At 64.8% G+C, this 13,317-nt stretch carries 14 protein-coding genes (1 of these 14 running past the window's edge); 4 read left to right on the forward strand and 10 right to left on the reverse strand.

What is annotated here, in order from left to right; translation table 11 throughout:
• Position 1 precedes the first annotated feature (1 nt).
• The 7 genes from V3314_RS12340 to V3314_RS12370 form a co-directional block, all read right to left on the reverse strand.
• On the reverse strand, positions 2-367 hold the full coding sequence (locus V3314_RS12340) for a Na+/H+ antiporter subunit G (RefSeq protein WP_046617147.1): 366 nt from the start codon (positions 365-367) through the stop codon (positions 2-4).
• Positions 364-642 (reverse strand): K+/H+ antiporter subunit F, encoded by a 279-nt coding sequence (locus V3314_RS12345; RefSeq protein WP_003259015.1) that lies wholly within the window; start codon positions 640-642, stop codon positions 364-366. Before V3314_RS12345 ends, V3314_RS12340 begins: the two co-directional genes overlap by 4 nt.
• Positions 639-1,127 carry a Na+/H+ antiporter subunit E gene (locus V3314_RS12350; RefSeq protein ID WP_046617146.1) on the reverse strand — a complete coding sequence of 163 codons (489 nt, stop codon included), beginning with the start codon at positions 1,125-1,127 and terminating at the stop codon, positions 639-641. The genes V3314_RS12345 and V3314_RS12350 overlap by 4 nt, the downstream gene beginning before the upstream one ends.
• Entirely contained in the window at positions 1,124-2,803 is a 1,680-nt protein-coding gene (locus V3314_RS12355; protein WP_338460279.1) for a monovalent cation/H+ antiporter subunit D, read from the reverse strand. The genes V3314_RS12350 and V3314_RS12355 overlap by 4 nt, the downstream gene beginning before the upstream one ends.
• Complete coding sequence (locus V3314_RS12360) at positions 2,800-3,144, reverse strand: Na+/H+ antiporter subunit C (protein WP_013971840.1); 345 nt, start codon at positions 3,142-3,144, stop codon at positions 2,800-2,802. The genes V3314_RS12355 and V3314_RS12360 overlap by 4 nt, the downstream gene beginning before the upstream one ends.
• Entirely contained in the window at positions 3,144-6,059 is a 2,916-nt protein-coding gene (locus V3314_RS12365; protein WP_046617144.1) for a monovalent cation/H+ antiporter subunit A, read from the reverse strand. Before V3314_RS12365 ends, V3314_RS12360 begins: the two co-directional genes overlap by 1 nt.
• A 150-nt stretch (positions 6,060-6,209) precedes the next feature.
• Positions 6,210-7,160, reverse strand: coding sequence for a DMT family transporter (locus V3314_RS12370; RefSeq protein WP_196188897.1), 951 nt, complete (start codon positions 7,158-7,160; stop codon positions 6,210-6,212).
• 83 nt (positions 7,161-7,243) lie between these two features.
• On the opposite strand from V3314_RS12370, the gene V3314_RS12375 reads away from it, so the two are divergent.
• Positions 7,244-7,807 carry an XRE family transcriptional regulator gene (locus tag V3314_RS12375; RefSeq protein WP_046617142.1) on the forward strand — a complete coding sequence of 188 codons (564 nt, stop codon included), beginning with the start codon at positions 7,244-7,246 and terminating at the stop codon, positions 7,805-7,807.
• Between the two features lie 142 nt (positions 7,808-7,949).
• Here the strand turns inward: V3314_RS12375 and V3314_RS12380 are convergent, their stop codons facing one another.
• Positions 7,950-8,498 carry a cysteine hydrolase family protein gene (locus V3314_RS12380; protein WP_085602312.1) on the reverse strand — a complete coding sequence of 183 codons (549 nt, stop codon included), beginning with the start codon at positions 8,496-8,498 and terminating at the stop codon, positions 7,950-7,952.
• Positions 8,499-8,580: 82 nt separating this feature from the next.
• On the opposite strand from V3314_RS12380, the gene V3314_RS12385 reads away from it, so the two are divergent.
• Complete coding sequence (locus tag V3314_RS12385) at positions 8,581-9,564, forward strand: helix-turn-helix domain-containing protein (RefSeq protein ID WP_085602313.1); 984 nt, start codon at positions 8,581-8,583, stop codon at positions 9,562-9,564.
• A 106-nt stretch (positions 9,565-9,670) separates the two neighbouring features.
• Positions 9,671-10,051 carry an antibiotic biosynthesis monooxygenase gene (locus V3314_RS12390; RefSeq protein ID WP_046617139.1) on the forward strand — a complete coding sequence of 127 codons (381 nt, stop codon included), beginning with the start codon at positions 9,671-9,673 and terminating at the stop codon, positions 10,049-10,051.
• Here the strand turns inward: V3314_RS12390 and V3314_RS12395 are convergent.
• Positions 10,030-10,800 (reverse strand): alpha/beta fold hydrolase, encoded by a 771-nt coding sequence (locus V3314_RS12395; protein ID WP_046617138.1) that lies wholly within the window; start codon positions 10,798-10,800, stop codon positions 10,030-10,032. The two genes, V3314_RS12390 and V3314_RS12395, sit on opposite strands and share 22 nt — an antisense overlap.
• A complete protein-coding gene (locus V3314_RS12400) occupies positions 10,784-11,902 on the reverse strand; it encodes a DUF3182 family protein (protein WP_046617137.1) in 1,119 nt (372 codons plus the stop codon). The genes V3314_RS12395 and V3314_RS12400 overlap by 17 nt, the downstream gene beginning before the upstream one ends.
• 220 nt (positions 11,903-12,122) lie before the next feature.
• Between V3314_RS12400 and V3314_RS12405 the strand changes: the two genes are divergently transcribed.
• Positions 12,123-13,317, forward strand: the 5' portion of a protein-coding gene (locus V3314_RS12405; RefSeq protein ID WP_046617136.1) for an aminopeptidase P family protein. The gene runs 614 nt beyond the window's last position; the window shows 1,195 of its 1,809 coding nt (coding positions 1-1,195); the start codon lies at positions 12,123-12,125; the stop codon falls past the right edge of the window.

The raw sequence follows: 13,317 nt of genomic DNA on the forward strand, positions 1-13,317 counted from the left end.
TTCAGTTACCGCGATCGCGGCCGCTGCTGACCTCTTCAGGTACCGGCTCTTTCGCCATACGCTTGCGGAATAGCGCTGCCCGGGCCAGCAACAGCGTGGTCACCGGTACGGTGATCGACAGCAGGATCGGAATCAACCAGGCGTGCAGCACCGGGGCTTCCTTGAGCCAGGAAAAATAGATGATCGAAGCCAGTGCCACGCACCAGGCACCAATCGTCGAGGCCAATGCCGGCGGGTGCATGCGCTGGAAGTAGTCCTTCAGCCGCAACAGGCCCACGGCACCGATCAGGGCAAACAGGCTGCCGGTCAGCAGCAGCGCGGCAACGACCAGCTCCAGCCAGAAGGGGAGTTGCAGGGTTTCAGTCATTCGATCACCTCACCGCGCAGCAGGAACTTGGCCAGGGCAAACGAGCCAACGAAACCGAACAGCGCAATCAGCAGGGCACCTTCGAAGTAGGTGTCACTGGCATAACGGATTCCCAGTACCAGCATGGTCAGCATGGCCAGGATGTACAGGTAGTCCAGCGCCAGCACTCGGTCCTGGGCGGACGGGCCGCGGAACAGCCGGATAAGTGCCAGGGCCATGGCCAGGGCGAAGATGAACAGGCTGGCGAGGACAGCATTGGCGAGCAGGCCTGTCATTGGAAAATCTCCATCAGCGGGCGTTCGTAGGTGTCCTTGAAGTGCTGGATGAAGGCCGCCTCATCGTCCAGGTCGAACACATGCAGCAGCAACACGCTGCGGTCCAGCGCCAGCTCGGACCAGACCGTGCCGGGCACCACCGTGGTAATCATCGACAACGCCGCCAGGCCATGCGGGTCGCGCAGGGCCAGTGGAATGTGCACGAACGCCGAGCGGGGTGGCTGCTTGCCGGCGCGCAGCACGCCGCGGGCAACCAGCAGGTTGGACATGATCACATCGATGCCGACCCGGGCAACCAGCCGGGCGATGGCCAGCGGCCGCCGTACATGGGCATGCTGCGGGCGCAGCGGTGCCATCAGCAGCGGCGCCAGCACGCCGAGCGCGGCTGCCAGCAAGAGGTTGCCGGGGCTGACCGAAAGGTTCAGCAGCAGCCACAGGCCGAACAGCGAAACCGATAACAGCGGTGCGGGGAACAGTCGATTCATGGCTGCACCTGTACGTCGAGCGAGGTGGGGCCAGGAATCGGCCGGGCGGCCATCACGGCTTCGATATAGGCTTCGGGCGCCTGCAGGCTGGCGGCGGTGTCCTGGGTGTAGCGCAGCAGCGGCTCGGCCTTGAAGCTGAGGATAATGCACAGGCCCAACAGGATGACAATGGGGAGGCATTCGTAGCGGCGCAGCACCGGCGACGGGCGTTCCTCAGGCTTCCAGAAGCGCTGGATGCCGACGCGGCCGAAGGCGATCAGCGAAGCCATGCCAGACAGGATCAGCAACGCCACCAGGCCCCAGCCCGCCGTGCCCAGCGGCTGCTCGGCAGGTACGCCCAGCCCCTGCGGGTTGAACAGTGCGCTGATCAGGTTGAGCTTGCCGACAAAGCCCGACAGCGGCGGCATGCCGATGATCAGCAGGGCGCAGGCGATGAAGCTCATGCCGAGGAAGGCCATGGTCCACGGGATGATCTGGCCGATCACCACCTTCTGCTCGTCATCGAGGTTGATGCCCTTGGGCGGGTGCAGTGATTCCAACGGTGGCGGCATGGTGCCTTCTTCGTCCTGAAGTGGCGCCTCGTTGGCCGAACGTGAACGTTCGACCAGTTCGGCGAGCAGGAACAGAGCGCACAGCGCCAGGGTCGAGTTGACCAGGTAGAACAAGGCGGCACCTGTCAGCGCCGATTGAGCGAAACCGACGGCGCCGAGCAGAGTGCCGGCCGAAACCAGGATGCTGAGTGCGGCCATGCGCTCCAGGCGCTGTGCGGCCAGGATTGACACCGCTGCCACCGCCAGGGTGACCAGGCCACCATATACCAGCCATTCACCACCGAAGTGCGCAGAGGCCCCGGCCTGCCCGGAGAACAGCAGTGTCCACAGGCGCAGCACGGCATACAGGCCGACCTTGGTCATGATGGCGAACAGCGCAGCCACCGGCGCACTGGCCGAGGCATAGGCCGGCACCAGCCAGAAGTTCAGCGGCCAGATACCGGCCTTGACCAGGAAGGCCATGGCCAGAATCGCCGCGCCGGCGTGTAGCAGGCCACGGTCGGCCTCCGGCACCAGCGGGATCTTCAAGGCCAGGTCGGCCATGTTCAGGGTGCCGGTCACGCCATAGAGCATCGCTGCGCCGATCAGGAACAGCGACGAGGCGAACAGGTTGATGGCAATGTAGTGCAGGCCGGCACGCACCCGGGCGCGGCCCGAGCCATGCAGCAGCAGGCCATAGGAAGCGGCCAGCAGCACCTCGAAGAACACGAACAGGTTGAACAGGTCGGCGGTGAGGAAAGCGCCGTACAGGCCCATCAGCTGGATCTGGAACAGTGCGTGGAAACTGGCCCCGGCACCGTCCCAGCGGGCGCGGGCAAACAGCAGGGCACTGAAGCCGATGATGCCGGTGAGGGTCAGCAGCAGGGCCGACAGGTGGTCGACCACCAGCACGATGCCGAACGGCGCCGGCCAGTTCCCTGGCAGGTAGACACCGATCGATTCCGCCTGGCCCTGGGTGCGCACCCACAGTAGCAGGCTGACCGCGATGGCCAGGCCGGCGAAGGTCGACAGCAGGTTCAGCCGGGCTTTTGTCTGCCGGTGTTTCTCGCCCAGCAGCAACATCACTGCCGCCGTCACCAGGGGCAGCAGGATAGGCGCGATGATCAATTGGCTCATGCCACTCATTCGTCACGCTCCCGGCCATCCACGTGGTCGGTACCGGTCAGACCGCGCGAGGCCAGCAACACCACCAGGAACAGCGCGGTCATGGCGAAGCTGATGACGATGGCGGTGAGCACCAGGGCTTGCGGCAGTGGGTCGGTGTAATGCAGCAGGTCCTGGGGCACGCCGTCCTTGATGATTGGTTCCTTGCCGATGAACAGGCTGCCCATGCTGAAGATGAACAGGTTGACCCCGTACGACAACAGGCACAGGCCCATGATTACCTGGTAGGTCCGCGGGCGCAGGATCAGCCACACCCCCGAGGCGGCCAGCACGCCGATGGCAACTGCAATCACTTCTTCCATCAGGCGGCTCCTGCTTGGCTGGTTTTCGCCGGGTTGCCCGGGCGGTAGGCGCGCACCGACTGGTGCGCCAGGGCAGTGAGGATCAGCAGGGTCGAGCCGACCACCACGGTGAACACGCCGACATCGAAGAACAGCGCGCTGGCCACATGCACATCGCCGAGCAACGGCAGGTGCAGGTGGGCGGTATGGGTGGTGAGGAACGGGTAGCCCAGCAGCATGGCGCCCGCGCCGGTCAGGGTTGCGCACAGCAGCCCGGTACCCATCCAGCGCAGCGGGCGCAGGCTCATCTGCGCCTCGACCCACTGGGTGCCGGCCACCATGTACTGCAGGATGAACGCCACCGACATCACCAGGCCCGCAACGAAGCCGCCACCGGGCTGGTTGTGGCCACGCATGAACAGGTACATCGACACAAGCAGGGCGATCGGCAGCAGCAGGCGCACCAGCACCGCGGGCACCATCATGAAGCCCAGGGCGGTGTCAGTGGCATGCCGCGGGTTGATCAGGTCGGTGACCACGTCGGGTGCCAGCTGACGCTGCTGCGCCGGCAGTTGCATGCTTTCCTTCGGCGGGCGGAAGCGCCGCAGCAGGGCGAACACGGTCAGCGCAACGGCCACCAGCACGGTGATTTCACCGAGGGTATCGAAACCACGGAAGTCGACCAGCATGACATTGACCACGTTGGTGCCACCGCCCTGGGGCAGTGCCCGGCTCAGGTAGAACGAGGAAATGTCGTTCGGCGTGGGCCGGGTGAGCATGGCATAGGACAGCAGGGCCATGCCGCCGCCTACCAGCACCGCCAGCAGCAGGTCGCGCAGGCGACGCATGCGCGCACGCTCCAGGCTGCCCGGCAGCGGCGATACGCCTTCGATCCGCCGCGGCAGCCAGCGCAGGCCGAGCAGGATCAGCACGGTGGTGACCACTTCCACTACCAACTGGGTCAGGGCCAGGTCAGGCGCGGAGAACCAGACGAAGGTGATGCAGGTCATCAGGCCGCAGACGCTGACCATGATCAACGCCGCCAAACGGTGATACTTGGCCTGGTAGGCGGCGCCGATGGCGCAGGCAATGGCGATCAGCCACAGCGCGACGAATACGCCCGAGCCGGGAATCTTCGGCCGGTCGCCCCAGCTCAGGCCGCTGTAGAGCATGGGGGTGAGGCCGGCGAGGAAGGCGGCGAGCACCAGCATGAACAGCTGCGACTGCAGGCGGCGGCTGGTGAGCAGGCGCTCGATGCGCCGCGCCAGCAGCATCAGTTGCACCTGGCCGTGTTCGAACAGGCGCTTGCCGTTGAAACGCTCCATCACCGGCGGGTAGGGGAAGCGGCCCAGGCGCAGTTGCTTGCGCAGTAACAGGTACAGCACGATACCGCCGCTCATGGCCACCAGGCTCATGATCAGCGGCGCGTTCCAGCCATGCCAGATGGCCAGGCTGTATTCCGGCAGGGTGCCGCCCACCACCGGCAGGGCGGCGGCGGCCAGCAGCGGGCCTACCGACTGGGCAGGGAAGATGCCCACCACCAGGCAGGTAAGCACCAGCAGTTCGACCGGCGCACGCATCCAGCGTGGCGGTTCGTGCGGGGTGTGCGGGAGGTCCTGCGCAGTGGGGCCGAAGAACACATCGACGGTGAAACGCAGGGCATAGGCCACGCTGAAGGTGCCGGCCAGGGTGGCGATGACCGGCAGCGTGGCCTCGACCCAGGCAGTGGAGCTGATGAACACCGTTTCGGCGAAGAACATTTCCTTGGACAGGAAACCGTTCATCAGCGGCACGCCGGCCATCGACGCGCTGGCCACCATGGCCAGGGTGGCGGTGTATGGCACCAGGCGTATCAGCCCGCTGAGGCGGCGGATGTCACGGGTACCGCTTTCGTGGTCGATGATGCCGGCGGCCATGAACAACGAGGCCTTGAAGGTGGCGTGGTTGAGAATGTGGAACACCGCCGCGACGGCGGCCAGCGGGCTGTTCAGGCCCAGCAGCAGGGTAATCAGGCCCAGGTGGCTGATGGTCGAGTACGCCAGCAGGCCCTTGAGGTCGTTCTGGAACATGGCGGCGAAGGCGCCGAGCAGGAGGGTGAGAGCGCCGGCACCGCCGACTATCCAGAACCACTCCTCGCTGCCCGACAGCACCGGCCACAGGCGCGCGAGCAGGAACACCCCGGCCTTGACCATGGTCGCCGAGTGCAGATAGGCCGATACCGGAGTGGGCGCTGCCATGGCATGGGGCAGCCAGAACTGGAAGGGGAATTGTGCGCTCTTGCTCAGGGCGCCAATGAGGATCAGTGGCAGCAGCACCGGGTACAGGGCATGCTGGCGGATGGTGTTGCCGGCAGCCAGGACCTTGTCCAGGTCGTAGCTGCCGACCACATGGCCGAGCAGCAGGGCACCCACCAGCAGGCACAAGCCGCCCGCGCCCGTGACCATCAGCGCCATGTAGGCGCCGCGGCGGGCGTCGGCACGGTGGTGCCAGTAGCCGATCAGCAGGAACGAGAACAGGCTGGTGAGTTCCCAGAAGAACACCAGCTGGATCAGGTTGCCGGAGATCACCAGGCCGAGCATGGCGCCCATGAAGGCGAGGAAGAAGGCGAAGAAGCGCGGCACCGGGTCTTGTGGCGACATGTAATAGCGGGCATACAGCGACACCAGCGTACCGATGCCCAGCACCAGCAGCGAGAACAGCCAGGCGAAGCCGTCCATGCGCAGCACCAGGTTCAACCCCAGGCTGGGCAGCCAGAGGAATTCTTCGCGAATCACGCCGCCGTGGGCAACCTGAGGGTACAGCAGTGCTACCTGGACAGTGCCGACCAGGGCCACGAGCCCGGCGAGAATGGACTCCGCGTTACGTGCGTTGTGCGGCAGCACGGCTGCCAGGCAACTGCCCACGAACGGCAGAAGCAATAGCACTATCAATGACATAGCGTTCTATTCTGGAGAAGTTTGCAAAGAATCATACGTGCCGAGGGGTTGATCACCAACACGCAAGCTGTCGCAGAATCCTACAAACAGGCTGTGACAAGCTGTTTTTTTATAACAGATTCTTACAAAGCATAGTCGTAGTTGGCGGCTTTACAGGCCAGCCTGGCGCTCGCCTTCACCCTGCGCTTCCCGTGCTTCGGCCACCTCGCGCGGGCGGCGCACCTTGAGTTCGCTTACCACCACCGCGATCACGATCAGCAGGCCACCGAGCAGTGCCACGCCCGGCAGGCGCTCACCGGCGATGCGCCCGACGATCCCGGCCCATACCGGTTCGCCGGCATAGATGAGGGTGGCGCGGGTGGGCGAGACCGACTTCTGCGCCCAGTTCATTGCCACCTGGATCACCGCGCTCATGGCGCCCAGGCCCACGGCACTGGCCAGCAGCAGCCAGGAAAAGTCGGGGATGCGCTCATGGGTCGGCACGATCATCAGGAACGCCAGCAGCGAGGCGGTCGCCAGTTGCACCACGGTGACCCGGCGCACATCGACCTGGCCGGCGTAGCGGCTGATCAGGATGATTTCGCCGGCAATGGCCACGGCGCTGACCAGGGTTACCAGCTCGCCTTCGCTGAAGTGCAGGCTGCCCCCCTCCGGGCCGGCCAGCAGCATCAGGCCGATGAACGCCAGGCCGATACCAATGCTGGGCATCAGGCCGGGGCGCCGGCCCAGCACCAGCCATTGCAGCAGCGGCACGAATGGTACGTACAGCGCGGTGATGAACGCCGACTGGCTGCTGCTGATGGTTTGCAGGCCCATGGTCTGCAGGCCGTAGCCGAGCATGATCGACACCCCGATCAGCATGCCGGCCTTCAGTTCGGTGAAGGTCAGCCCAGGCAGCGCCCGCGCCGAGACCACTCCGACGAACAGCGCGGCTGCAGCGAAGCGCAGGCCGACGAAGAACATCGGGCCGCTGACGGTCATCACGTTGTGCACCAGCAGGAAAGTGCCGCCCCACAGCATGGTGATGAACACCAGCACCAGTTCGGCCTTGCTCAGGCGAAAGGTTATGGCAGGGGTTGGCTTGTTGCTGGGCTGGTTCATGGTCTTGCGCACTCGGAGAGGGCGGCGCACAATCGCCGCAAAGTGGGCAGTATACTGCGCAATACCGACCAGTGAGCAATATAGTGCACAAAGATTCCTCGCACCGGGCATCGGTGCTGCAACATGTCAGCCTCAATGTACGCAGCCTGCGCAACGCCGCGGGCATGAGCCAGACGATGCTGGCGGAGCGCTCCGGGGTCAGCCGGCGCATGCTTGTGGCGATCGAGGCGGGCGAAAAGAATGTCAGCCTGACTACTCTTGACCTGATTGCCGAAGCCTTGGGCGTGGCTTTCAGTACCCTGATCCAGGCACCTGACCAGCGTGACCCCGGGCGCATCGAAGAGTTGGCCTGGGCCGGCGAACACCCGCAGAGCCGGGCGGTGCTGCTGGGTAGCAGTGTGGCGCGGCGCGAGGTGGAGCTGTGGGAATGGACCCTGGCGCCGGGCGAGTGCTATTCCAGCGAGGCTGATGCCGAGGGCTGGAGCGAGCAGATCTATGTGGCGCAAGGGCAACTGACGCTGATTATCGAAGGGGTCGAGCATCGCCTGCAGGTCGGGCAGTTCCATGTGTTTCCCAGCAACTGCCGGTATGCCTATCGCAACGATGGGGCGGTGGCGGTGCGGTTTGTGCGCAATGTGGTGATTTGATCGAGAGGTGTTGCTGCCTTCAGTGCCTCATCGCCGGCAGCCAGCTTCCACAGGTTCTCCCACTGGCTCTGAGCCTGAAGGTGGACCCGTGGGAGCTGGCTTGCCGGCGATGAGGCTCGTATGGGCAACCCAAGGCTCGCGGTCAGTCTCCTATCAACTCATCGGTCCTGACCACCTTGGCATAGGCAAACGCCAACGCCGCCATCGCCGAATCATGCACCTGCGCTGCTGGCACCTGCTTGCCATCGAACTCCAGCGGCAACGTGGCACAGGCGTCGTGCGCCACGGTCACCTCGTAACCCAGGTCGGCCGCGGCCCGGGTGGCGGCGTCGATGCACATGTGGCTCATGCTGCCGACGATGGTCAGGGCCTCGACGCCATGGCGGTCCAGCGTGTGCTTCAGGTCGGTGCCGAGGAAGGCGTTGACCTTGTGCTTGAGCACCACCGGCTCGTCGGCCCGAGGCTCGACCTTGGCATGGATCGCCGCGCCCTGCGAGCCTGGCGCGAAGAACGGCGCGTCGGCGCTCTCGAACTCATGGCGCACATGTACCACCAGGTCGCCCCGTTGACGCGCCGCTGCGAGCAGGCGGGCAGCGTTGTCGGCCGCCTGGTCGGCGCCCTCGAGGGTCCATTTGCCGCCCGGGAAATAGTCGTTCTGGATGTCGATGATGATCAGCGCCTGGTTGCTCATGCTGCCTCCTGTGGCAGTAGTCGTTGGATGACGTTAGTTATAGGCTGTGTGCACTGACCTGAGGATTGGCGCGAACGACACTATGCAGGCAAAAACTGACAACCCCGCCAGCCTGGACATCGGCCTGCTGCTGTACCCCGGCGCGCAGCGTGCTGCCGTGCATGGGCTGGCCGACCTGTTCCTGGTGGCCAACCGGGTGGCGTCCGAACTGGGGGCCGTCAAGTTGCCATCGGTGCGGATCAGCTACTGGCAGGCGGACGAAGCGGGGCAGTTGCAGCCTGCCCCTGAGAGCGTGCCTGCTGTCGAGTCCAACCTGCGGGTGCTGATCATTCCCCCGAGCCTGGAGTCGGCACCGCAGGGTGACCTGCTTGAGCGCCATCGCGCGTCGTTATGCCAGTTGCACAGGCATGGCACGGTGCTGGCATCGGTGTGCATCGGGGTGTTCTTCATCGCCGCCAGTGGCCTGCTCGACGGGCGCCCGGCCTGCACCCACTGGAACTACGTGCATTCTCTTGCCCAGCGTTTTCCCAAGGTGCGGGTCGAGGCCCAGCAACCATTGCTGGACGATGGCGACATCGTCACCTCGGCTGGGCTGATGGCCTGGACCGACCTGGGCTTGCGCTTGCTGGAGCGTTTCATGGGCGCGACGGTGGCGCGGGAAACTGCCCGCTACCTTGCGGTCGATCCGGTCACGGCGCCGCTGCCTGGTGCAGTGTTCAATCCACGCCTGGACCATGGTGATGACGCGGTGCTGAAAGTGCAGCACTGGTTGCAGGGCAACGGTGGGCAGGACGCCGACCTTGCCGGCATGGCTGCGTGCGCGGGGCTGGAGGAACGCACCTTTCTGCGGCGTTTTCGTGCTGCCACGGGGCTACGGCCGACCGAATACTGCCAGCAGGTGAGGGTAGGGCGGGCGTGCCGCTTGCTGGAGTTCACCCGGCGCAATGTCGAGCAGATCGCCTGGGGCGTTGGTTATCAGGACCCAAGTGCGTTTCGCAAGGTGTTTCAGCGCATCACCGGCCTGACCCCGAGTGATTACCGGCGGCGCTTCGCGGTATCGGGTTAGGGCGCGGGAGCGTTCCCGGTGCGGAAAACCGCTTGACCTTGACTTTACTTGAGGTTTTACCCTGCTCGGCATCGCGCTGTACGCGTCCGTCGCCAGGAGACCGTTCATGACGGCAACATCCCAAGCCCTGTGGTTTACCCAGATGATCGAATATGAAGTGCCTGGCAAGTTCCAGCAGGCGCTGGCCCAAGCGCTGGTGGCACGCAGCGAAGAGCTGGCCGCGCGTTGTGAAGGGCTGCAGGGTGTCAGTATTCAGGCCAGCGATGACGGCAGCCGGGTGCTTCAGTACCTGCAATGGCAGTCTCGGCAAGCGTGGTCGTCAGCGGCCGTGCATTTCGTCGAGGAGCCATTCCTCGAACTGCTTGGTCGGTACCAGGCCAGAGGCGTCAACTTTGCTGCCTACCAGACCCTGCGCAGCCTGGTGCGCGGCGCCGATGGCGGCCTGCATTGCCAGGTGGGTGAGCCTCAGGCATACCAGGGCGCATAGTGCGGGTAGCGATCCAGGCGGGCGCCGATGACCATTTCGCTGACCCATGCCGCCAGGATCGAGCTGTAGGCTTTCTGGCTCTCTTCGCTGGACAATGCATGGTCGGCACCGTCGACCATGCGGTGGGTGAGGGAATGGGCACTGACGAATGCCGAGCGGTAGCTCATCAGTGTGCTGTGCGGTACGTAGTCGTCCTGCTCGGACTCCACCAGCAGTACATCGCCCTCGAATTCGGCGCAGGCTGCCAGTGCGCGGTTGTCCGACGGGCCGAGCGGCCGCTGGCGGTAGGCGTTCAGCCGTTGCCGGTCGAGGGTTTGCTTGGGGAGGTTCCATTCGTCGTCCCAGTACATGGCGGGCACCCGCAACGCCAGCCATTTGACCGGCCGTTCGCGGGTCAGCAGGGTGGCCAGGTAGCCGCCATAGCTGCTGCCGATGATGGCGATGGCACTGGGGTCGACGGCTGGGTGGCTTACCAGGCGGTCATAGGCAACCAGCAGGTCGGTCAGGTTCTGTTCGCGGGTAACCGTCAGCCGCTGGCTTTCGGTTTTTTCGTGGCCGCGCAGGTCAAAGGTCATGCACACGCAGCCCAGCCCGGTAATTTGCCGGGCGCGTGCCAGGTCGCGTTGCTGGCTGCCGCCCCAGCCGTGGACGAAGAGGATGCCCGGCATCTTGCTGCCGGGGCTGACCAGGGTGCCGACGATGCTGTCGTCCTCGACCTGCAGTTCAACGGTTTCACTCTGAATGGTCATGTTCGCGAATCCGCGCAAATTTGCTGAGTTGTCCGAGTTCACTGTCGTTTCCTTGGTAGAAGAGGGTGGCGTCAGTGGGCAGTTCGGGGGTGCCGAACACTTCATGGGTGGAGGCACGCACCCGTTGCAATGCCGGGTCGTCGGCGAACGCCTGCAACGCCAGCAGCTCGGCACTGCTGGCACCGCCCAGGCGCCAGGATTGTTCGAGTACGCCGCTGCGCAGGTGGCCCTGTGGGTTCACGCCGCGGGCGATGTCGTAGTTGCGTCGTGAGGCGATGAAGCCGGGGAAGTGCTGCTCGGCGGCCTGTTCGTAGGCTATCGCCTGGTTGATGGCCAGGCGCAGCGGTTCGTCCAGCGGCAGTTGCAGCAGTGCCTGGTAGTCACCGCGCACCACTACCAGGTCGGAGCCGCCATACACTTCCGTGCCCTGGTGGTCGTGGGTCAGTTGCTGGGTACCGTGATAACTGCAGGTCAGGCCGGCGACGCGTACCTGGCCGACGCTGAAGGTTTGCACTTCGCTCAGGTCTTCCTCAAGCACCAAGCCCCATAGCGCAAGGTCCTGGTCATCCATGTCGGCCAGCAGCGGTTCCAGCGCATCCGCGGTGGTGATGACCTGTTGCCCACGGCCTGCGCAGGCCAGTACCGGCTTGATTCGCAACGGGCCGTCCGTAAGTAACAGCTGTGCGGCGGTGCGCGCATCGGCCTTGCTGAACACGGTGTAGCCGCGCAGCAGGGCGTCGCTGGCTTGCCGGGCGAAGGCATCGGTCCACCCTGGCGGGAAACTGGCTCCGGCCGGCAGCGGGTGGGAAATTGCCTTGGTCGCCATGTAGGGGTGTGCGACCAGGCCGCCGAACAGGTCCTGCTCGCTGCAGATGCCCAGGGCGGCATGACGCTTGGGATCGACCAAGGTTTCGGTGGGCAGGTAGTAGTAGCCATCGGTGGCGCTTGGTGGCCGGTCGGGTTGCACGTGCGGGCAGCCCAGCAGGCGGGCCAGGCCATCGGCAAGCTTCAGGTGTACGGCATGCTCGTGGTCGGGGGTGTGTGCGCGAGTGTCGAGCAGCACCACGCCGCGTCTTGGGGCGCAGGCATTGGGCATGGTCATTTGCCTGTGTGCAATGAATGTACTGAGTGTGAAGCCAGTGCTTTGAGGAAGTTCAGCGGAACTTGATCGGTGGTTCTGGCCTACCTGTAGGAGATGTCCGATATGCGCACGGCATGGCGGGCAATGCATGCCGTGTGTCGGTCGCCAAGATTGCAGGGCTTCGGCTGCTGTTCCATTATCGGCACACTGGATAAACCGTGATGTAGCCGCAGGAGAGCGCATGAACGTTCAGACCACCTTTGGGCAAAGCGTGCCGCAGCGCCTGGCGCAGGTTCGCCAGGCCATGGCATCAGAGGGCATCGATGCCTTGCTGGTACCTTCGGCCGACCCCCATCTTTCAGAATACCTGCCCGGTTACTGGCAAGGGCGCCAGTGGCTGTCGGGTTTCCACGGCTCGGTCGGCACGCTGGTGGTCACGGCTGACTTTGCCGGGCTGTGGGTGGACAGCCGCTACTGGGAACAGGCGGAACACGAGCTGGCGGGCAGTGGCATTGAGCTGATGAAGCTGTTGCCGGGTAAGCCTGGCGCGCTGGAATGGCTGGGCGACCATGTCGAGACCAATGGCAGCGTGGCGGTAGATGGTGCGGTCATGGCCCTGGCTTCGGCGCGCCAGCTGGGCGACCGGCTGAAGGCGCGCGGCGCGCGACTGGTGACTGACAAGGACCTGCTGAAGCAGGTCTGGGCAGAGCGCCCGGAGCTGCCAGGCAACCCGGTCTACCAGCATTTGCCACCGCACGCCACGGTGAGCCGGGCGGAAAAACTGGCGCAGTTGCGCCAGAGCGCACAGGCCAAGGGCGCCGACTGGCATTTCATCGCTACCCTGGATGACATCGCCTGGCTGTTCAACCTGCGCGGTAGCGATGTGTCCTACAACCCGGTGTTCGTCGCCTTTGCCTTGATCAGCCAGCAGCAGGCCATCCTGTTCGTAGGCCCGGACAAGGTTGATGAGCACCTGAGGCAGGTACTGGCGGCCGACGGTATCGAGGTGCGCGATTACGCCAAAGCAGGCGAGGCCCTTGCCGCCATGCCGGCCGGCAGTCGATTGCTGGTCGATCCGGCCCGGGTAACCTGCGGCCTGCTGGATAAGCTGCCCGCCGGGGTCGAACTGGTCGAGGGGCTCAACCCAACAACATTGAGCAAAGCGTGCAAAAGTGAAGACGACCTTGAACACATCCGACGTGTGATGGAGCAGGACGGCGCGGCCTTGTGCGAGTTCTTCGCCTGGTTCGAGGCCAGCCTCGGGCGGGAAGTGATTACCGAGCTTACCGTCGACGAGCAATTGAGTGCAGCGCGTGCCCGCCGCCCAGGTTTCGTGTCGTTGAGCTTCTCGACCATTGCCGCCTTCAATGGCAATGGCGCGATGCCACATTACCGTGCCACCGAGCAGTCGCATGCGGTGATCGAGGGCGATGGTC

Source organism: Pseudomonas sp. TE3-3-F2023 (assembly GCF_036784815.1).
Lineage (GTDB): Bacteria > Pseudomonadota > Gammaproteobacteria > Pseudomonadales > Pseudomonadaceae > Aquipseudomonas > Aquipseudomonas pudica.

Bases quoted from the DNA above. Each gene is read 5' to 3' on its own strand.
- V3314_RS12340 (WP_046617147.1), bottom strand. From the start codon at position 367: ATGACTGAAACCCTGCAACTCCCCTTCTGGCTGGAGCTGGTCGTTGCC.
- V3314_RS12345 (WP_003259015.1), bottom strand. From the start codon at position 642: ATGACAGGCCTGCTCGCCAATGCTGTCCTCGCCAGCCTGTTCATCTTC.
- V3314_RS12350 (WP_046617146.1), bottom strand. From the start codon at position 1,127: ATGAATCGACTGTTCCCCGCACCGCTGTTATCGGTTTCGCTGTTCGGC.
- V3314_RS12355 (WP_338460279.1), bottom strand. From the start codon at position 2,803: ATGAGTGGCATGAGCCAATTGATCATCGCGCCTATCCTGCTGCCCCTG.
- V3314_RS12360 (WP_013971840.1), bottom strand. From the start codon at position 3,144: ATGGAAGAAGTGATTGCAGTTGCCATCGGCGTGCTGGCCGCCTCGGGG.
- V3314_RS12365 (WP_046617144.1), bottom strand. From the start codon at position 6,059: ATGTCATTGATAGTGCTATTGCTTCTGCCGTTCGTGGGCAGTTGCCTG.
- V3314_RS12370 (WP_196188897.1), bottom strand. From the start codon at position 7,160: ATGAACCAGCCCAGCAACAAGCCAACCCCTGCCATAACCTTTCGCCTG.
- V3314_RS12380 (WP_085602312.1), bottom strand. From the start codon at position 8,498: ATGAGCAACCAGGCGCTGATCATCATCGACATCCAGAACGACTATTTC.
- V3314_RS12385 (WP_085602313.1), top strand. From the start codon at position 8,581: ATGCAGGCAAAAACTGACAACCCCGCCAGCCTGGACATCGGCCTGCTG.
- V3314_RS12390 (WP_046617139.1), top strand. From the start codon at position 9,671: ATGACGGCAACATCCCAAGCCCTGTGGTTTACCCAGATGATCGAATAT.
- V3314_RS12395 (WP_046617138.1), bottom strand. From the start codon at position 10,800: ATGACCATTCAGAGTGAAACCGTTGAACTGCAGGTCGAGGACGACAGC.
- V3314_RS12400 (WP_046617137.1), bottom strand. From the start codon at position 11,902: ATGACCATGCCCAATGCCTGCGCCCCAAGACGCGGCGTGGTGCTGCTC.